Source organism: Streptococcus halichoeri, from assembly GCF_009870755.1.
In the GTDB taxonomy this organism is placed as follows: domain Bacteria; phylum Bacillota; class Bacilli; order Lactobacillales; family Streptococcaceae; genus Streptococcus; species Streptococcus halichoeri.
Map to the genome: position 1 here is coordinate 41115 of NZ_WLZU01000005.1, position 19238 is coordinate 60352.

The 19238-nt window shown below is 40.2% G+C and carries 18 protein-coding genes, 1 pseudogene and 1 riboswitch; of the genes and pseudogenes, 2 read left to right on the forward strand and 17 right to left on the reverse strand.

The annotated features are described in order from the left end of the window. Positions 1-60: 60 nt before the first annotated feature. From GWD08_RS02350 to GWD08_RS02405, 12 genes are all read right to left on the reverse strand, one after another. Positions 61-567 (reverse strand): QueT transporter family protein, encoded by a 507-nt coding sequence (locus tag GWD08_RS02350; protein WP_159564058.1) that lies wholly within the window; start codon positions 565-567, stop codon positions 61-63. Next, a riboswitch (PreQ1 riboswitch) is annotated at positions 565-683 on the reverse strand. (Overlaps the previous gene by 3 nt.) Before the next feature lie 300 nt (positions 684-983). Beyond that, positions 984-1601, reverse strand: coding sequence for a V-type ATP synthase subunit D (locus GWD08_RS02355; RefSeq protein ID WP_159544213.1), 618 nt, complete (start codon positions 1599-1601; stop codon positions 984-986). 60 nt (positions 1602-1661) lie between these two features. Then, on the reverse strand, positions 1662-3047 hold the full coding sequence (locus tag GWD08_RS02360) for a V-type ATP synthase subunit B (protein ID WP_159564059.1): 1386 nt from the start codon (positions 3045-3047) through the stop codon (positions 1662-1664). 1 nt (position 3048) lies between these two features. Then, positions 3049-4824: a V-type ATP synthase subunit A gene (locus GWD08_RS02365; RefSeq protein WP_159564060.1), complete on the reverse strand. Its 1776-nt coding sequence runs from the start codon at positions 4822-4824 to the stop codon at positions 3049-3051. Positions 4825-4914: 90 nt separating this feature from the next. Next, the gene (locus GWD08_RS02370; RefSeq protein WP_159564061.1) at positions 4915-5235 is read right to left on the reverse strand and encodes a V-type ATP synthase subunit F; all 321 of its coding nucleotides are present in this window, start codon (positions 5233-5235) and stop codon (positions 4915-4917) included. After that, positions 5225-6235, reverse strand: a complete 1011-nt coding sequence (locus GWD08_RS02375; RefSeq protein ID WP_159564062.1) for a V-type ATPase subunit — start codon at positions 6233-6235, stop codon at positions 5225-5227. Before GWD08_RS02375 ends, GWD08_RS02370 begins: the two co-directional genes overlap by 11 nt. Positions 6236-6243: 8 nt before the next feature. Continuing rightward, on the reverse strand, positions 6244-6828 hold the full coding sequence (locus GWD08_RS02380) for a hypothetical protein (RefSeq protein WP_159564063.1): 585 nt from the start codon (positions 6826-6828) through the stop codon (positions 6244-6246). A 40-nt stretch (positions 6829-6868) separates the two neighbouring features. Then, positions 6869-7348 carry a V-type ATP synthase subunit K gene (locus GWD08_RS02385; protein WP_159544225.1) on the reverse strand — a complete coding sequence of 160 codons (480 nt, stop codon included), beginning with the start codon at positions 7346-7348 and terminating at the stop codon, positions 6869-6871. A gap of 1 nt (position 7349) precedes the next feature. Next, complete coding sequence (locus GWD08_RS02390) at positions 7350-9353, reverse strand: V-type ATP synthase subunit I (protein ID WP_159564064.1); 2004 nt, start codon at positions 9351-9353, stop codon at positions 7350-7352. Next, positions 9343-9666 carry a hypothetical protein gene (locus GWD08_RS02395; protein WP_159544229.1) on the reverse strand — a complete coding sequence of 108 codons (324 nt, stop codon included), beginning with the start codon at positions 9664-9666 and terminating at the stop codon, positions 9343-9345. Before GWD08_RS02395 ends, GWD08_RS02390 begins: the two co-directional genes overlap by 11 nt. Positions 9667-10017: 351 nt before the next feature. Next, entirely contained in the window at positions 10018-11040 is a 1023-nt protein-coding gene (locus tag GWD08_RS02400) for a PTS sugar transporter subunit IIC (protein WP_159549105.1), read from the reverse strand. 30 nt (positions 11041-11070) lie between these two features. After that, a complete protein-coding gene (locus GWD08_RS02405) occupies positions 11071-11439 on the reverse strand; it encodes a RidA family protein (RefSeq protein WP_159564091.1) in 369 nt (122 codons plus the stop codon). Positions 11440-11604: 165 nt separating this feature from the next. Between GWD08_RS02405 and GWD08_RS02410 the strand changes: the two genes are divergently transcribed. Together GWD08_RS02410 and GWD08_RS02415 are read left to right on the forward strand one after the other, a co-directional pair. Then, positions 11605-12279, forward strand: coding sequence for a helix-turn-helix transcriptional regulator (locus GWD08_RS02410; protein ID WP_159564065.1), 675 nt, complete (start codon positions 11605-11607; stop codon positions 12277-12279). 309 nt (positions 12280-12588) lie between these two features. Next, positions 12589-13671 (forward strand): annotated as a pseudogene (locus GWD08_RS02415) (DNA/RNA non-specific endonuclease). Positions 13672-14010: 339 nt separating this feature from the next. Here the strand turns inward: GWD08_RS02415 and GWD08_RS02420 are convergent. The 5 genes from GWD08_RS02420 to eno form a co-directional block, all read right to left on the reverse strand. Further along, a complete protein-coding gene (locus GWD08_RS02420) occupies positions 14011-15651 on the reverse strand; it encodes a hypothetical protein (RefSeq protein WP_159564066.1) in 1641 nt (546 codons plus the stop codon). Beyond that, entirely contained in the window at positions 15623-15823 is a 201-nt protein-coding gene (locus GWD08_RS02425) for a hypothetical protein (RefSeq protein ID WP_159564067.1), read from the reverse strand. The genes GWD08_RS02420 and GWD08_RS02425 overlap by 29 nt, the downstream gene beginning before the upstream one ends. 648 nt (positions 15824-16471) lie before the next feature. Continuing rightward, positions 16472-16732, reverse strand: a complete 261-nt coding sequence (locus GWD08_RS02430) for a type II toxin-antitoxin system RelE family toxin (RefSeq protein WP_159544238.1) — start codon at positions 16730-16732, stop codon at positions 16472-16474. Position 16733: 1 nt separating this feature from the next. Beyond that, positions 16734-16955, reverse strand: coding sequence for a type II toxin-antitoxin system RelB family antitoxin (relB, locus tag GWD08_RS02435; protein ID WP_159544240.1), 222 nt, complete (start codon positions 16953-16955; stop codon positions 16734-16736). Positions 16956-17708: 753 nt separating this feature from the next. Beyond that, a complete protein-coding gene (gene eno, locus GWD08_RS02440) occupies positions 17709-19016 on the reverse strand; it encodes a surface-displayed alpha-enolase (RefSeq protein ID WP_159564068.1) in 1308 nt (435 codons plus the stop codon). Between the last annotated feature and the right edge of the window lie 222 nt (positions 19017-19238).

Consider the following 19238-nt stretch of genomic DNA (forward strand, 5'->3'; position numbering starts at 1 on the left):
CTAAAAAAGACCGGATCAAATCCAGTCTTTGCCAAAATCAGTTCTTGTTTAGCGACAGCTCTACTTCGTGAAGTCAATCCGCTTGGCCATCTTGTCAATGATAATCGAGCCAAGCAAAAGCGAAGCCAATTCACCCACCGCCGTGGTAAACCAGGTCAATAAGAATGGGGCATTAAAAAAGCTTAATTCAATAGCGACGGTAATCATGGATGCTGCAAAAAATAGGGAAAAGTAACAAAAGGCCTTGTTTAAAAAACCATGAAAGAAATAGTCCTTTTGATAGCGTTTGAAAAGCCAAACACCCAAGCTCACAAAGACTAAGGTTGATCCACCACCAACGAAAACATCAATTAAGCCAAAACTGTAAAGGTTAGCAATCATGCAACCAATCGTTACTGCATAGATGTATTTCTTATTATAGAAGGCTAAAAAATTCAACATTTCCGAAACGCGAAATTGGTACATGCCATAAGAAATAGCATTGAGGGGTGGGGTAATGGTCAAAACCACATAAAGGGCAGCAACCAAAGCTATGTGAACATAATCACGAACAGTATAATGTGTCATTGTATCTCCTTTGACGTACGACAAATCCCTTTTATGGGATGAGTGACGTGTGTAATATGCTTGGTGAAAGGGAATAAGCACCAAGGGTTGCCAGGCAACGCCCCTATTATATCACGCTTGTGCTCTTTTCGGATAGTCCTTTTAGACTTTTTCTTATTTTAAATAGCTGTTTAGGGGTTCGTTTTTCATTTGCGATACTGGCTAACCACAGGTAAAATAGCAGGCTAGACGGCTACTGGCACCAACAGGTGATAGCCACCATCACCTTTTTTTATCAAAGAAAAGAAGCTAACGCAACTCATCCGAGTTGGTTACAAGCCCAGATACAACTAATCAGCCTAGCCAAACAAAAAAACAGATTGAAATAAACAAGGCGCCTTTACCTGCTTCAATCTGTTTAAAATCAGTTTTTTAGGCTATTTGACTTTCATAATCCGAACCAAGTTAGACCGTTCTGCTTCTTCTAATTTCAACTCAATGTAGTGAATGGTTTCCTCTAATTGGGGTATAATGGAATATTCTAAGCCATTGACCCGCCGGCGGGTTTTTTCGATTTCATCAGCCATGAGCTGACAGTTTTTTTCAACTTCTGCTAGCCGCAACAGCTTGGTGAGCTGTGCTTCCATTTTTTGAATCGTATTATCCATTTCACTGTTGGAATTAAGAAAACTATAGGACAGTTGATTGGCGCTGTCTGTTGACGTTTCATTGATTAGAAACCGGGGAACGTGAACACTCATGATATTATCAACTTCAATAATTAACTGGGCTTCTCGCACAGGAACTGAAAATAACTCTTCAATCATCGCATCATTTTCAAGAGACTTAGCTAAAACAAATTCTTGCATATTATGCTGAAGCACAGCTTCAACTTCCTGGCGAAGGCGCGCATTTTCTCGTATCAGATCAATAAAATGACGCATGAGCTCATCGCGTTTATCTTTGAGGAGTTTATGCCCTCTTTGTGCTGTTTTTAAACGTTTTTTTAGGCCATTTAGCTCCATGCGGGTTGGTTTGACATTTAATCTTACCATTGACAAAAACCTTTCTAATACATTAGGACCTTAAGACGACACCTATCAAGCAGAGAAAAGCTATGCCTTACTTTCACCTAAATAATGGTCAAGCATCTCGTCTTTAATCCGTTTTAATTCGGTTCTTGGTAATATTGCCAATAGCTCCCATCCAAGATTTAAGCTTTCCTCAATACTGCGGTTAGTGTAAAAACCTTGGTTAATATACTCCGCTTCAAAGCGATCAGTAAATTGCACATATAATTTATCCGTCTTTGATAGGGCTGATTCTCCCAAAACGACAGCTAACTCCTTGGCTTGCTTTCCTTGAGCATAGGCAGCAAATAATTGATTCATCGTTGCAGCATGATCAGCTCGGGTTTTTCCCTCACCAGAACCTTTATCCTTTAAACGCGAGAGCGATGGCAAGATATTAATGGGCGGACGAAAACCATTATTATAAAGTTCGTGTGAGAGAATGATTTGACCCTCTGTGATATAGCCAGTTAAATCAGGAATAGGGTGCGTAATGTCGTCTTCAGGCATCGTTAAGATCGGAATCTGTGTGACAGAACCTTTCTTACCAACTAACCGTCCCGCACGTTCATAGAGGGTTGAGAGATTGGTATACAAATAACCGGGATAACCGCGCCGACCTGGCACCTCCCGGCGAGCAGCCGAAATTTCCCGCAGAGCTTCACAATAGTTGGTCATATCAGTCATAATGACTAACACATGCATACCTTTTTCATAAGCTAGATATTCAGCGGTGGTCAAGGCAATACGAGGAGTTGCTATCCGCTCAATAGCAGGGTCATTGGCTAGATTCATAAATAGGACTGAGCGATCAATAGCACCTGTTTTACGTAAATCATTCATAAAGAACTCGGCTTCTTCAAAACTGATACCCATAGCAGCAAAAACCACTGCAAAATGGTCGTCTGTATTGAGTACCGTGGCATGGCGCGCGATTTGTGCGGCCAATTCATTATGAGGTAAGCCAGAGCCTGAAAAGACTGGTAGTTTTTGGCCACGAACCAAAGTATTCAAATGGTCAATCGCAGAAATGCCCGTCTGAATAAATTCATCAGGATAGTCTCTAGCAACTGGATTGATGGCTTGACCATCAATGTCCAGGTATTTTTCAGGGAGCAAGTCAGGTCCATCATCAATTGGTCGACCCAAACCATCGAAAATACGACCAAGCATATCCTCAGAAACGGCTAACTCAAGCGGATGGCCGGTAAAACGTACTTTTGTCTTAGCCAGATTGATACCACTTGAGCTCTCAAACAATTGGACCATGGCCTTGTCTTCTTGTACTTCAAGCACTTGGCCTTGACGTTTTTCACCATTATGCATCCTGATTTCAACCAATTCATTATAATGTACCCCTTGAACGTGATCAACAATCATCAAAGGACCCACAACCTCGCTAACGGTCCGGTATTCTTTAATGGCAGGCATGCTAGATTCCTCCTTTTTCTAAAACGTGATGAATGTCTGATTTAATGGTTTGAGCTAAATCAAGAATTTCTTGCAGCCGGTCCTCAGCGATGAACTTACTACGAGCAATCCGATCACGTAGGGTAACCGTTCCTTCCATCAGCTCTGTAAAATAAGCTCCTAATGATAAAGCCTTTGTAGCTTCTTCGTTAAAGAGCAAAATATTACTTAGCATTGCCTCTTGCTTAGCAAAGGAGGTAAAGGTATCTACACTATCAAAAGCATTTTGTTGCAAATAGTCTTCGCGAATTTGGCGCGCGACAGCCATGGTCAGGCGGTCTTGCTCTGATAGGGAATCAAGTCCCACCAAGCGAACAATTTCTTCGAGGCTTGCTTCTGCTTGAAGAATCGTCATGGCCGCCGTCACCTTTTGTATCCAGTTACTCTCTTGGTGCTGACTGATATACTGGCCGACCTGGTCACTATAAAGCGAATAAGAAGTTAACCAATTAATAGCTGGAAAATGTCGGCGTTGAGCAAGCGGAGCATCTAAGCCCCAGAATACTTTAACAATCCGTAAGGTATTTTGAGTAACTGGCTCTGAAATGTCTCCTCCAGGGGGTGAAACAGCCCCAATAGCTGTAATACTCCCTTCTCTTCCTTGACTGCCCAGAGTTCGATAACGGCCTGCGCGCTCATAATACTCAGCAATACGACTACCTAAATAAGCAGGATAGCCCTCATCACCTGGCATTTCTTCTAAGCGGCCAGACATTTCCCTAAGTGCCTCAGCCCAGCGAGAGGTTGAATCCGCCATAACAGCAACAGAGTAACCCATATCGCGGAAGTATTCGGCAATCGTAATCCCTGTATAAATCGAAGCTTCACGTGCTGCTACTGGCATATTTGAGGTGTTAGCAATCAAAACTGTTCGTTCCATAATCGAATGGCCCGTACTAGGATCAATCAATTCTGGGAATTCATTTAAAACATCGGTCATTTCATTCCCACGTTCCCCACAACCAATGTAGATTACAATGTCCACATTAGCAAATTTAGCTATCTGGTGTTGGACAACTGTCTTACCAGCTCCAAAGGGCCCAGGAACGGCAGCCGCTCCGCCTTTTGCCACTGGAAAAAAGGTATCAATAACACGTTGGCCAGTAATTAAAGGTTCAACAGGCATGAGTTTTTTGGCTACCGGACGGCTCTTGCGCACAGGCCACGTTTGCATCAGTGTTCCTTTGTAAATACTGCCATCAGTTTGCTCAATTTCATAAACCACTTCATCCACACAAAAGGTGCCAGCCTTTATAGAGAGAAGCTTACCAGATACCTGGTTGGGTACCATAATCCGATGCTCCACCACTTGTGTTTCTTGAACTGTTCCTAAAACATCCCCTGTCACTACTTTTGTACCAACTGCAAGTGTTGGCTGAAAAGCCCATGCCCGCTCACGATCTAACCGCGCAACATCCACCCCACGAAGCAGAAAGTCACTAGATGTTGCCTGTTTGAATCGATCAAGTGGGCGTTGGATGCCATCAAACATCTCAGATATTAATCCTGGGCCCAATTCCACTGACAAAGGACTACCTGTAGAGATAACAGGTTCCCCAGGACCAAGCCCTGAGGTTTCTTCGTAAACCTGAATAGAGGCCTGATCCTGGCGCATTTCAATAATTTCACCGATTAGACCAAGCTGGCCAACACGGCAAATATCCTGAATATTTGCTTCTTCCATCCCAGAAGCCACGACAAGTGGCCCTGAAACCTTTATAATTTTTCCTTGGCGCAAGTTTCTCTCCTTTATTTCTGTTAAAAAGATTGTGTCCACGTCCTTAACTCTATATGCCGTTAGCAGACGACTCGCCTGCCCTGTTTGCTTTTAGAGGATATTTTGACCAACCGCACGTTCTACCCGCTCTTGAACACCTTTCATCCCTAATTGCAGATCAGCTTTATGAGTCGGTATAATCGTGACAGCTGGTAAGAGTTGTCCCTCATAATGGGCAAGGGTCTCAGGAATCATTGCAGCTATATCTTCAGTGATATAGATAATGCCAAAATCACTTTGGGCAAGTTTTCTAAGGGTATTGGTCGCCTCTTGGACTGCAAGAACAGGGAAAGTCTGAAAGCCAATCATATGAAAAGGTAAAATCGCATCCCGATTTCCAATGACTCCAATCTTATAAGCTTTATTGGCCATAAATAGGTCGCATCCTTTCTTTAATGTGTGCCATTGGCAATTGGTTAACAAGAGCAGAAAGTATTAAACGGATATTTTTGACTTCAAATTGCTTCCCTAGCAGGTAGCGCGGCAAGAGATAAGGCCCATCACTGTCATATTTAGCCTCATCAAATAAAGCAAAGAGCAAATAGTCACTGAGGTACTCTAACTCTGGCAAAGACAAGGCTCCTTGACTGAGCTTGGTTTGATAGTTTCGTAAATCATGAGCATACGGATTGGAAATCAAGCAATCGAATAAGTCATTCCAACCTGATCCTGCAAGCAGCTCTTGATAACGATGGATAGGATAGCTTCCCTGACTGGAGATAAGCTGCTTGATAAAGCTATTTGATTTGCCTAATTGCTGAGCTCGGCCCACTGTTATCAGATTATAACATTCAATTATTATCTTAACTGCCTGCATCACCTTGCCATCCTTTAAAGATTGGGCAATTGTCATCAAATGTTTAAAATAGGCTAAATCTGCCCCTATCTCAATAACACGACTATCTTGATAATCCAAATACTCTGCCCAGATAGATTGCACCTCATGTACCATAACAAAAGGATAGCTATCTGAGTTTAAAGTCGACACTAGCTGTTTAAGAGCTGCTTGAGAGCCAATACCAATGGGTAGTAATAGACTGTGCAAGTCTCTTTGACTGGCTTTAGCCTTTAGCAGAACTTTTAAATTGTGATAAGTATAGCGTAAGGTAAACAAGTCCACTAGCTCAGGATAAGGAGACTCCTGATAGGCCCACTTAAAGGTCTTCGCTAACTCCGTCATCAAGGCGTGCTCCACTAAGTCTAGTTGTCCAAGACTATTGACAGAAAGCTGATAAGGCGAAGCTTGAAAAAGCAAACCAAGTCTTTCATTATCTGGTGAGTTTAGCATTTGGGAAAATTGCTCAGCAGTAAATAAGTCTTTTTCTTTCACACTTATAGTTGTATTAACCTGTGTAAACCGACTCGTGTCCATAAGGCCTCCTAATCTTCGTTAAATAATGTTTTAGCAATTAAGGAGCATTCTTCTTGATAAATCGAAGCTATCAGATCATGGTATAAATAAGAATAATCTAGGGGGCCCGTTTTAAGCAAAAAGCCAGCTTGGCCACTAATCGTCACCGGAGAAAGGACTACCTGAGGAAAGTCATCCCTAAGTTGCTCAAGATCAGACGGACCAAATTTATCAGCTGTGATTTGACCAAGCTCAAGTGTTATAGCTTGGTCTGTATAGTGCTGTAAAACTGACGTCATAAAAGCGAGCTCTTGCTTTTGATCAAAGGCGATCATTTGGTCAAGAGCAGCTGTAAATAAAGCTTTAAGAACAGTCTGCTTAGCAACTAGGGTTGACTGCCGCTCCTTGGTTTTTAACTGTTGTAACTCAATCTGGTAACGTTGATTGACTTTCTTGAGCCGCTGGCGCTTTTCTTCATTTTTCGTTGCTAATAAGGTGGCTTTATTATTTTCAAAAGCGGCAGCTATTTTTTTGCTCTCTTTGTCTAGTTTTTCTTTTCCCTCACGATGCGCACGCTCAAGTACGGTTTGCTTCAAGTTTTCCAGGTCATTCACTTGACATCCTCCTTCTTCCATCATTACAACTAACAAAAGGTTAGCCGACACGAAGGGTTAAGATAAATGAAACAACGAAAGCTAAAATAGCATAGGTTTCAACCATGGCCGCAAGGATAGCACCTTTCATGAATTCTTCAGGCCGTTTCGCCAAAATTTGCATACCAGCAACTGCCACATTACCCTGATGTTTAGCTGAAAAATAACCGACAATAGCAATAGGTAAAGCCACAAAGAAATAGGCCAAGCCTTTTGCTACTGATAAGTCTGGTGTTAATTGCAACCAGATTAAGATGCCAATAACAAAGCCATACAGTCCTTGTGTCCCTGGTAGCAATTGTAAGATTAAGGCAGAAGCAAACTTATCAGGTTCTTCTTTTAACAGCGCAGCTGCTGCTTGCCCTGCCTTACCAACGCCATAGGCTGACCCCATACCACTAAAGCTAACCGCAACCGCAATTCCTAAAGCGGCAAAAAAGGCACCTCCATGGGCTGCAAAATACTGTGCTAATTGTTCCATTTTATTTTTCCTCCATCGGATTTTCTTTGTGAATAGTGATGTATTTTTCTGAAATTTTAAGAGGTTGGAAGGGCTTGCCGCCACCTTGATAGAATTTACCAAAAAATTCTACAAACATCAGTCTTGCCCCATGAACATAACCTGACAAAAGGGACAAGAAAATGTTGATGGCATGTAAAAGGGCAAACAGTAATATTCCAACTGTAAAGCGAGCCAGCGGTGGTAATATTCCTACAATCAGATTAAAGGCCGAAGCTATGCTCGCACCGGATAAACCAAGGGCCATCAAACGCGTAAAGCTTACGAGATCCCCGATATAGCCACTAATATTATAGAGATTATAAAGGCCAACTCCAAGGCCAAGTAGACTTCTTGCTTTAACAATTGCCACCAAGACCACACCAACAGCATTGAAAATGGCAAGCCACTTGCCAAGTTCCGCTAATAGAGCAAGACCTGGTACCAGCTTACCTAAAGCTAGTAGGAAGATCCCAAGCAAGATTAAACACCAAGCAAAGCCTGAACTATAGGCTTTAGCATAATCTTTCATTTTGACATGTTGTAACCCACCTAACAGTAGGCCAACCATGACCGTGATAAAACCAAAGATGACAGACAGCATTAAAATCGTCATCACATCTGTGCGGGTAGAAATTAAAACAAATGGCAATGTAAAGCCAAAAAAAGAACCATAGACTAGTCCCCAAAGGGCAACAGCGAGACTTAAACTATTAAAAAAACGAAGAAAACGTCTTTGCTTGTTAGGCAGCTTAAAAACTTGCAAGGCAAACCAGGTGACGCCAAATAAGAGTAAGCCATAACCGAGATCTGCTACCATCATGCCAAAAAAGGTAAAGTAAAATGGGGCTAGAATCGGAGTTGGATCTTGCTCATAATACTTAGGCAAGGCGTACATCTCAGTGAACAATTCAAACGGAGCAATCACCGGATGATTCACTAATTTGATAGGAACCTCATCCCAGTCAGCCTTGTCCACCTCAGACTCACTGATATAGATAGACGTTCCAAACCGCTCGGCAATGACTTGCTTAAGTAAAGGCAATTGCGCCCTTTCTACCCAGCCTTCTAGGGCGACGAGGTTCTTGGTGCTAGCCAACTGCTTTTTAGCTGCTTGTCTTAGATAAGAGCTCAATAAAAAGTCTGTCGCCAACTGCATTTGCTGTAGGGCCAACTCAGCAGCAGCGAGTTCCCTGGTTAATTGCTGGCGCTCCTTTTCATATTCTGCTAGCCTGTAAGCAGAGTTTGCCAGCATTTTAGCCGGTAGTTCCGGATAAGGGTAATCTAAAGCTTTAAATTGCAGCTCATCTAAAGGAATTGTTTTGCCCTTGTCCCAAAACAAAATAACACCATATTCCAACTGATTGCGAAAAACTTCCTCAAAGGCCAAGTCGGGATTGCCTTGCAACAGCCGGTAATAGCTATCATCACTAGTATTAGGAATTGTTCCTACAAGAGCTGATAAGTGCTTAAACTGAGTCAAGTCTTTTGGCAACACTTTAAGCTTAACCCAATCAGCCAACTGTTCTTGCTGGTCTTGGCACACAGCCATTGCCTTATCCAGTTCGCTGAGGCGATCCAATTTTTGGTTGATCTGGGTATAGGCCAGCTCGGCCTGCTCTTGTCGCTTAGGATTGTCAAGTTCAGCAACAGAGACACTCAAAGGTGCCTGCTTAAGCTTTGTGAATTTGCTTTTGCGAGGGATATAGTTCTCAAGCCTAGCCATTGTACTTTCTAAATGTTGCTGGCGGCGGGACAATTCTTGAAAGACCTGCTCCCCCTTTAACAGCTGGTGAGGACCATCTGCTAACTCTTGATAAATCTTAGGGATGTGCACCTGCTCTTGCCTAAAGGCTGCTTGCCAAGTAGTTTGCTTTGGCATGTCCTTAATTTCCACCAATTGGGTGCTTTGAAGAAGCTGTAAAAAAGTATCAAGCTCGTGGTTTCCCAATACAAAAGAAACCGTTTGCATTTGACTAATGGCCATATTTTTCAACCACCTTATCCACTATTTGCGAAGCCAAAGTCCGCTTTTTTTGCTTTAAAATGGCTTGCACTTGTGCTTCATTTTTGGTCAGGGTGTCTGTCAGATGTGTTGTTTGAACCTTTAATTCCTTTGCCAAAGCAGCTTCTTCTTGCTCTAGGCACTTCTGTATTTCCTGATCACACTGCTGCTTGACTTCTTCTAATTCTAGTTGTCGTTCTCTGGCATAGTCCTGAATCTCTCGCTCGTAGCTATCTTGAATGGCTTGTGCTTCTGTCTCGATTTGTGTCATCAATGCCAATATTGAATTCGTCACATTTTCCTCCTTACCCTTTTGGTTACTGATTAACTGCTACTTACTCGTCTTTAAGGAAAAAACAAGGTCCATTTCGAGATACCCTAGCACATAACTGACTGTGATTTTCGCTTGAGTATCCTAAGCATGGACCCTATACCTTTATTGCTAAATTCAATCTTTCCAATAAGCTTATCATTTGCTGAAACACCAGGTTTCTATGAAACAAAGCAAACTCAGGTCCTATCTGCTTGTCCATGACTGTCAAAGGCTTCATCAACCGGGAAAACCACAGCAAAGCTTACCTGGATCAACAATAAGCACAAGGTTCTATCCACCAAACACCAGTAAGATAGGACTTCTTACCAATGATCAATTATTTCTAGCTTGTAGTTCTTGTTTGGTAATCACCTTATAATTTTTAAAGGCAAGGCCTCCCAGATAACCAGAAATCAGACTTAAGATAATACAGCCCAGAGCCGTTATCAGCACCTTGGTCATTGGATTATAAGCAAACATAACCGCAAATCCAGCAATTGGGGTGGCTGTCCCAGGAGTATTATTGACTAATTGCATTAGAGCGATCAAGACCCCGCAGGCCGCGCCACCGACAAAATTGGTCACATAAATAGGGATTGGATTTGCTGATGTCACATCGGCTTGCGTCAAGGGTTCAATAGCAAAGGCAATATTGTCTTTACGTTCACCGAGTTTGAGTTTGTAAAAGAGGACCCCATTCATAAAGGATGATCCAAAAACAGCAAGTGCACCGATAGCCATTGGAATTCCTGTTAAACCAAGCATAGCAGTTAAGGCCATGGAAGATAGCGGAGCAGTTGCTACCACGACAATTGTCCCACCAAGGATAATACCCATAATAATCGGACTTGATTTAGCACTAGCAGTCAGGATTTCACCAATGGTTAACAAGGTTTTATCAATCACCGGAGTGACAAACTGGGCAATAAAACGAGAAATCGGGGTGGCAACAATGATAATACTAATCAAATCTAAACCACCAGGAATTTTTTTCTCCATCCATTTCACAAGGAAAGATACCAAGTAGCCAGCAATGAAGCCAGGTAAAATACCAAAACCAGATGTTGCTAAACCAATCATTACCGCATAAACCGGAGAAACGTCTAAAGCAAGCGCCACTAAACTTGCTGCTGCTACACCTGATAGCGACCCATTTGCTCCTCCAACTTCGCTGAGAAATTTAAAGCCCAGAACTTTACCAAAAAAAGCACTTTGAAAAGCTTCCACCAAGAATGAAGCACAGGCAGCCGCTGCCAAAGCACCCATGGCCTTTGCACCATGAGGCGCTTTGTAGTTAAATAAGGTAAAAATCGCAAGGACAAGGAGTAAAAGCCCTGTACCAACAAGAATATCCATAATGTTTTCCACCAATCTATAAGATTATTTTTATAACGTTTTAGTAAGACGTGCCATTGCTTCTATCTCAATTAAGGCATTTCTAGGTAAGGATGCCACCTGATAGGCTGTACGAATCGGGTAAGGCTCCTCAAACAGCGTTTCCATAATACGATTAAGCTCATCAAAATGGGCTAAATCAGCTAAGTAAATCGTTAATTTAAAAATAGCATCCAATGATAAATCTTCGCTTTTCAAAACATTCGCAATATTTGAAAAAGCCCGGCGGCACTGTGCTTCAAAGCCTGTTTCTAAGGTGCCACTTTCCGGACAAATCGGCAGCTGACCAGAGGTATATAAGATATTCCCTTCAATGGTATAAATTGAATAAGGCCCAACACGCTTGGGTATGGTATTCATCATAATCCTCCTTTAACTTTATGACCTAATAGTACATGAAATCGCCTCCAAAGTCAATAATAATTTATTATCTTAACAATATTTTTTTATTATGATAGTTTTTTATTGTCTTTTAACCTAAAATATATTACTATAGTATAAATAAGAAAACAAAGGAATGACCGGATGGATAAAGAACGATTAAGTTACTGGAAAACCGTTATGCATTTTTTAAACGGCGTGCTTGGCAGCAATTATGAACTTGTCTTACATGTCATTGACAAAAATGATATTTACATTGGTGAAATTATCAACAACCACATCAGTGGTCGAACAACTAGTTCTCCTCTGACAACTTTCGCTCTTGATTTGATTAACAAAAAAATTTACAAAGAAAAAGACTTTGTTACTAATTACAAAGCCATCGTTAGCCCACAAAATAAAGAAGTCCGAGGTTCCACCTACTTTATCAAAGATACAGACGGAAACCTAGACGGTATGCTATGTATTAATATGGACATCACTGCCTATAAAGACATGGCTGAAAATATTCTCAATTTAGCTAACGTCAATCTGACACACTTAGTGCCAACTAATAGCTCTGCTAGTAGTGACAACAATCAAGATGAGACTGTCGAAGTCCTATCTAGCAATATTCAAGATATTATCGGCGAAATGATTGATCCTGCCTTATTGGATGAGGGGATTCACCTGAGCCAAGAAGTCAAAATTGACATTGTCCTTAAGTTATATGAAAGAGGCGTTTTTCAATTAAAAGGGGCCGTTTCCAAAGTGGCTGAAGTGTTAAAAATCTCAGAACCCAGTGTCTATCGCTACCTAAAAAAAGTAGAAAATGATTAGCCCGCTTCCTCCAATCATAGCAACTACCAAATGGTGGTTGTTTTTTATTGTCACTATTATCAGAATTTCCCTATAACTATTTAATGAAAACAGCGTTATTTAGACATTTTTTAGCAATTTGTCTCATTAACAATTCATTATAAGCTAGGATTGTGCTAAAATAAATCTGGAACCATCCCAAAAATAAAGGAAAGCAGACCTGATAAGCACTATCTGGAGCTTTGGAGAGCATTTTTATCAAGGGATAATAAAAATTTCTCACGTTTACACCATGCCCCTTAGTGCCCATCACATTGCACTAAAAAGCTTATGAAACCAAAAAAGTTTTCACCCCTTCAACTCAGTCTACTCTTAGTAATCCTCTCACTCACATTTTTAAGCGACAGCCTGCACTCTAGTGTCGTCAGACAGCCTTTTACTCAAGTAATTGCCGAAGCTAAGACAGACAGCGCAGCCATTCTTCCCTTTAAGCATAAGCGCCAACTCATCTTAGGTAAGCTTGATGAGAAAGGCCGATCTACCTATGCCCATATCCAACTGCAAAGCAAGGATGAACCGACCCATAAGCGTCATAAGCGGCTCAAGACCAAACCTGTCGGCTGGCATAATTTTAAATTCTACTATGAAGATGGTAGCAAAAAGGCCTGGTTGATGAAGCGTGGTCATCTGATTGGTTACCAATTTAGTGGGCTCAATAATCAGCGAAGAAATCTAGTTCCCATGACCAGTTAGCTCAGTACTGGTCACTACAAAAAAAGGAATGCAAACAACCAAGATAGCATGCTCTATTATGAAAAACGCCTAAACGCTTGGCTAGCGCAGCACAAAAATGCCTATCTTGACTACAAGGTCACCGCCATTTACCAAAATGACGAGCTAATTCCACGTAAAATTACCCTGCAGTACGTTGGCTTAGATAAATCTGGTCAGTTACTGCCCATTAAGATTGGTGGTAAAGCTGTCCAAGATGCCAAAGGCATCAGCAGGGTAACGCTTGATAACGTATCACCAAATGCTGACATTGACTACCTGACAGGTCAAGCTCAAAACACTGTCCTATCCGCTAAAGAACAAAAACGTAAAGCACAACAAGAAGCCCAAGCCCGCAAGCAGGCCGAGGAGGCTGCAGCACAAAAGGCAGCACAGGAAAAACAAGCCAAAGAGGAAGCAGAACGTCAAAGACAAGCGGCAGAAAGAGCTGCTAGACAAGCTGCTGAAGCAGAAAGACAGGCTGCTGCCAGACAGCAAGCCAATGCAGCACAAGAACAGACACAAGCCCCTTCTCAACAAGGTGGAGGCTACTTCCGTGATGTCAGAGGAAGATGGCATCGCCCAAATGGTCAGTATGCTTCCAAAGCCGAAATCGCCGCAGCCGGCCTTCCTTGGAAATAGACGTGCAAGCGTCAAAAAACGTCTGGTACAATAATGTTTTTCAGCACGTAGATAAACTCCTATAGAATGGCATCATTTGATGTAGCCTAAGTGAGCCGTTAAATTATTAAACTCTTAGAAACGTTAATCTGGCAATGTTTCTGAGAATTATTAATGAGCTTCATAACGAAAAAAGATTGAAGAAAATTATCCAAAATGGACTTTTTCTTCAATCTGAGCGTATCGAAGAAATTCGATACGCTTTTTAAGTGGAGGATTTAGAGTTTATCATAAAGGAGTAAACAAATAGTTCTTATTCTTGATTAATGTTTACAATTCAAAAATGACTTCAAAATAGTATTAACTGTTCTTTGTATTTCCAACCGAAGTAATGGTGTTCGAAATCATTTCAAGCTGGTCCAAATCCCTCTTAATATCATCACTAGACTTATTCTCACCCAAAGCCTTATCCAATTTATTTCTTAATTGCTTCCCTCTGGTAATCAGGGATTCCAGATTTTCACTATAAATTCCAGAATAGTTAATTTTATTGAGAGAAGTGTTAAAATCCTCAATCCAGAAGTTAATTTGTGATTTAGTGTATGCATCAAGTGGACTTGAAACGGGTTCTGCTGCTTTCGCTTGACCTGGCTGAGGCAGCTCTACTGTAACTTCAAGCCTTTCATCTGTGACTTGCGCAGCAATTTTAGAAGGCTGTGCTGGTTCTGCTGTTATTTTCAACTCTTTTGACTGCTCAGTCGTAACTTGCTGCGGGGCCTGGCTTGGCATTGAGCCCGTTTCGGACGAGCTTGAAGCTGGCAAGCTTACTCCTTGAGAGATTGAATTATGAACCTCTGAACCCTCTGACGAAGAAGAGTTATTAGCATTGGCATTAGTATTGCTGGATTGTTCTGAGTTAGTCTGAACTGATGAGCTAGTGGCTGTTTGAGTAGTTTCCTGCGGTGTGGTTGGTGAAGAAACAGGCTGACTTGGCTCGATAACAGTAGGTTTAGATTCTTGATTTTCCTCAGTATTTTTTTTGATTTTTTCTGACTTTTCTACCTGATTACTGTCCTCTTCATCAAAATCAAAGGAATAATCTTCAACAGTTCTTTTTTTGTCATTAGAATTAATTTTCAATTGACTAGATTTTAATTGTTCTAGATATTTGTTGTACTCTTCAGCTCTTCTTTCTTTAGAAATCTCACCTTGCTGCTCAATGCTATTTTTATCTTCTAGATTACTTGCTGTTAACTTATACTTTTCTATTTCTTTTTCATTTGAAGTAGCTTTAAAATAATCAAAAAGAATTTCCTTTAAAGCATTCAATTTCTCGTTGGCTATTTTTATATTGGGAATATCTTCAGACAGCAGTAAGAAAGAAAAATTTTCCTTTACTTTAAAATCCGGAGTAACTTGTGATTGTCTTTTTGCGGTATTAAAAATCATATTATAAGTTAAATTCAGTTCATCTAGCGCATCATTTCTTCTTTCTTTATTTACTAATAGTAAGTCAATCTCTTTTTTTAATATTAAAATATCTCTTAATACACTTTTATACGCATCTAGTTTTTTCTTTACTTCAGGAGGCTGTTCAGTATAATCATATAATCTATCATACAATAAATCATAATAGCTATAGTTAATAGTAGATTGAATATTATCACTTACATTAGGTAGATAAAATGGAGCTGGGAATAACATTGGGTTATGCGCCTGAATAGAATAAACATCTACTAAGAATTTTTCTAAAGCCTCTTTTATTTGCTTTTGTATAAAATTATATTGTGTAATAGTTAAATTTGCCACTTGCTTTTCTTCAATAGTATATCCGTTTAAATCATCAGTCGTTACAGGTGTTAGTCGGCTTAAATACATGTCATACGGCGAAACACTATAACTTAGTTTAGAGGTTGCAACAGCATATACATTGTCTTGAAATTCATATTTACTCAAAATATAATTCACCTTTTCAATCAAAGCTAATAACCCATCTGTCATTCTCTTCAATGACCATTGAGGAATTTTTCCCCCCGATTTCATCTAATTTCTTTTTTATCTCTTCGGTTTTTTCATAGAAATAACGAGTCACCGCCCCTACTGGCTGTGCTACTCCCAATGCTGTGCTTAATAGTCCTAAAATAGTTAACGATTGTAAAAATTTCTTGCTCATATTCCTTCTCTTTTTCCACATTTTACACCCGTGATAAGTGCAACGCGAACTATCATATCAGCAATTGATACATCTATCTAACCGTTTTTTAATTAATTAATATTTTATTTGACTTGTATTATTTTACTCTTATCAATTCTAGCAGATTGTAATTGTATTATATCGTATTAATCCGCTTTCAGGATAAACATAGAGCCGTTTACCAGCAGTTAATTAGCAAAAGACGACTATTGCTTTTTTTAACCTTTTCATATATCGCATTAAAAGAGTAGGATTTACTCCATTTTATAATATATTAGTCGCAAGAAATTATCTAACTTTTAAATGCCTTTCACCTTCAAGCTCAGCTATACCTATTTTATTAGTCATTTTTCGTGCATCAGCCATTTTTACTCCCAAGATCTAAAGCAATATGCCCTTCCTTGGCCTCATGGTGGTGATTTTGCCAAACAAATAAGGGTAGCAATGGTGGGCGAAAGAATTCCTTAAAATCAAAAAAAGCACTCTGGGGTGATTCAGCCAGAATGCTTTCACATAATGTTTCTTAACCAGTAATCAGATAGGCAACACAAAGGGCAAGTAAGATGGCATTAAGCTAATGAGTTCAGTAACCAAGCAACCGTCACCCCACAAGGTGCTATTTTATTTTTAATAAATATCGCCCCTATGTCCAAACTCAAGTGCTAAGATAATCATCTTATTATCTTGAATATCACAAATAAGCCTATAATTACCAATACGATAACGCCATTCGTTAGCATGATTACCTGTCAAGCCTTTACCATTGGCACGGGGGTTATCTGTTCCTTCTAAATGCTTATCAATCCAGGAAAACAGCAATCTCTGAATCTGCTTATCTAGTTTCTTAATTTGCTTTTGAGCTTTTTTAGAATACTCTATATGATACATATTATAAGTCTAGCTCTTTCTTAAAGTCAGCATGGCTAATTGTCTGTGGATCTGCTTTATATTCTGCATAAGCTTGATTATAGACTTTCAAATCATATTTATCTTCAATATCACGCTCAAGAGCTTTCTTAAAGAGGCTTGATAGGCTTTGCCCTGTTAATTGAGCATAGCTTTTGAAAAATACTTCTTCTTCTTGATTCAATCTGATAGTAACAGTACTCATGGTTATTTACCTCACTTCTTTGTGTTACATTGTAACACATCGCGGAAGATTTGTCAATTGCTGAGGGCTATAGTCGGTCCCAATACAGTTAAAATCGCAATCCTGATAAAAATTAATCCTTCTTTAGTTGTCTTTTAAGAATTGACATCTTACTTTGGCTTTCGCGTCAAGCAGACTTGGTACTTTTTTTAGAAGGGTGAGCTGATCCTCTAATGATCTGTCTGTATTTTCTAACTTCTTTATCTCAAATTGAGCCTGATAAAGTGCTATCCCCTAACATGGAACTGCACTTTCACCATCTTTTTCCTATTCTTGAACCCAACAACAAAGATTGTTTGAGTGAACACCTACAATTGAACTAACTATTGTCACAGACGACTTTACATCAAGGACAAGTTTGATAACAGATATGTTACCTTAGCAAATACTTTTCTTGGCATAATGATTTTCCTTGTTTTTACTTAATTTTGCGTCCACTTTATTATACCACGTCCAAAAATTGTTACGCTTTTTATTTAACTTTTGAGGTGCAGCTTAGTTAGACTTCTCCTATTTTATTAGTCATTTTTCGTGCATCAGCCATTTTTACTCCCAAGATCTAAAGCAATATGCCACTAAATGGTCAAATAACGCTGATTCTTGCCAAGTCAGGGCAAAAATCGGCAAAGGATCCTTAAAACAAAAAAGCACCCTGGGAGGGATCCCCAGAATGCTTTCAAATCAATGTTTCTGAACACTAATCAAATAATTAGATTATTTTTTAAGGTTGTAGAATGATTTAAGTCCTTTGTACTCAGCAACTTCTGCAAGTTGGTCTTCGATACGAAGCAATTGGTTGTATTTAGCAATACGGTCTGTACGTGACAATGAACCTGTTTTGATTTGGCCAGCGTTTGTTGCAACTGCGATGTCAGCGATTGTTGAATCTTCAGTTTCACCTGAACGGTGTGATACAACGGCAGTGTAACCAGCTTCTTTAGCCATTTCGATAGCTTCAAAAGTTTCAGTCAAAGTACCGATTTGGTTAACTTTGATAAGGATTGAGTTAGCTGCATTTTCTTTGATACCACGAGCAAGGTATTCAGTATTTGTAACGAAGAAGTCGTCACCAACCAATTGAACACGTCCGCCTAGGCGTTCAGTAAGAGCTTTCCAACCATCCCAGTCGTTTTCGTCCATACCATCTTCGATAGTAATAATTGGGTATTTGTTAACCAACTCTTCAAGGTAGTCGATTTGTTCTGCAGAAGTACGAACAGCAGCGCCTTCCCCTTCAAACTTGGTGTAGTCGTAGACTTTGCGTTCTTTGTCGTAAAACTCAGATGAAGCACAGTCAAAACCAATCATGATGCCGTTTTCGCCAGCTTCATAACCAGCTGCTTCAATAGCTTTAAGGATAGTTTCTACACCGTCTTCAGTTCCTTCAAATTTAGGAGCAAATCCACCTTCGTCACCTACAGCTGTAACAAGTCCGCGTTCTTTAAGGATTTTCTTAAGAGCGTGGAAAACTTCAGCACCCCAACGAAGACCTTCTTTGAAAGTAGGTGCACCAACTGGCATAATCATGAACTCTTGGAATGCAATTGGAGCATCTGAGTGTGATCCACCGTTGATGATGTTCATCATAGGAGTTGGAAGAACTTTAGTGTTGAATCCACCAAGGTAAGTGTAAAGTGGCACTTCAAGGTAGTCAGCAGCAGCACGAGCAACAGCGATAGAAACACCAAGAATAGCGTTAGCACCAAGTTTACCTTTATTAGGAGTACCGTCAAGTGCGATCATTGCACGGTCGATAGCTTGTTGATCGCGAACATCGTAACCGATGATTGCTTCAGCGATAATGTTGTTAACGTTATCAACAGCTTTTTGAGTACCAAGACCAAGGTAACGAGATTTGTCACCATCACGAAGTTCAACGGCTTCATGTTCACCAGTTGAAGCTCCTGAAGGGACCATGCCGCGTCCAAATGCACCTGATTCTGTATAAACTTCTACTTCCAGTGTTGGGTTACCGCGGGAGTCAAGGACTTCGCGAGCGTAAACATCAGTAATAATTGACATTATAATACTCTCCTTATGAGTTTTATTTTTTACATGTTAATAATACCACAAACTAGGCTTCTTATCAACATAAAAGCCATTTTTATGAAAATTACTTTTGAAATACAACCGCTTACATTAAGCCTTTCAATTGTCTAACTATTTCCTCAAAACCACCGAAAAAACTGGATTATTTAAGTATATCTCGGTATAATCAACTTATAAGTCTACTTGGAGGTTATT

Coding starts and splice junctions, on each gene's coding strand:
- GWD08_RS02385 (WP_159544225.1), bottom strand. CDS start 7,348: ATGGAACAATTAGCACAGTATTTTGCAGCCCATGGAGGTGCCTTTTTT.
- GWD08_RS02425 (WP_159564067.1), bottom strand. CDS start 15,823: ATGAGCAAGAAATTTTTACAATCGTTAACTATTTTAGGACTATTAAGC.
- relB (WP_159544240.1), bottom strand. CDS start 16,955: ATGAGTACTGTTACTATCAGATTGAATCAAGAAGAAGAAGTATTTTTC.
- GWD08_RS02350 (WP_159564058.1), bottom strand. CDS start 567: ATGACACATTATACTGTTCGTGATTATGTTCACATAGCTTTGGTTGCT.
- GWD08_RS02375 (WP_159564062.1), bottom strand. CDS start 6,235: ATGGACACGAGTCGGTTTACACAGGTTAATACAACTATAAGTGTGAAA.
- GWD08_RS02405 (WP_159564091.1), bottom strand. CDS start 11,439: ATGAATACCATACCCAAGCGTGTTGGGCCTTATTCAATTTATACCATT.
- GWD08_RS02370 (WP_159564061.1), bottom strand. CDS start 5,235: ATGGCCAATAAAGCTTATAAGATTGGAGTCATTGGAAATCGGGATGCG.
- GWD08_RS02355 (WP_159544213.1), bottom strand. CDS start 1,601: ATGGTAAGATTAAATGTCAAACCAACCCGCATGGAGCTAAATGGCCTA.
- GWD08_RS02400 (WP_159549105.1), bottom strand. CDS start 11,040: ATGGATATTCTTGTTGGTACAGGGCTTTTACTCCTTGTCCTTGCGATT.
- GWD08_RS02420 (WP_159564066.1), bottom strand. CDS start 15,651: ATGACAGATGGGTTATTAGCTTTGATTGAAAAGGTGAATTATATTTTG.
- eno (WP_159564068.1), bottom strand. CDS start 19,016: ATGTCAATTATTACTGATGTTTACGCTCGCGAAGTCCTTGACTCCCGC.
- GWD08_RS02410 (WP_159564065.1), top strand. CDS start 11,605: ATGGATAAAGAACGATTAAGTTACTGGAAAACCGTTATGCATTTTTTA.
- GWD08_RS02390 (WP_159564064.1), bottom strand. CDS start 9,353: ATGGCCATTAGTCAAATGCAAACGGTTTCTTTTGTATTGGGAAACCAC.
- GWD08_RS02430 (WP_159544238.1), bottom strand. CDS start 16,732: ATGTATCATATAGAGTATTCTAAAAAAGCTCAAAAGCAAATTAAGAAA.
- GWD08_RS02360 (WP_159564059.1), bottom strand. CDS start 3,047: ATGCCTGCCATTAAAGAATACCGGACCGTTAGCGAGGTTGTGGGTCCT.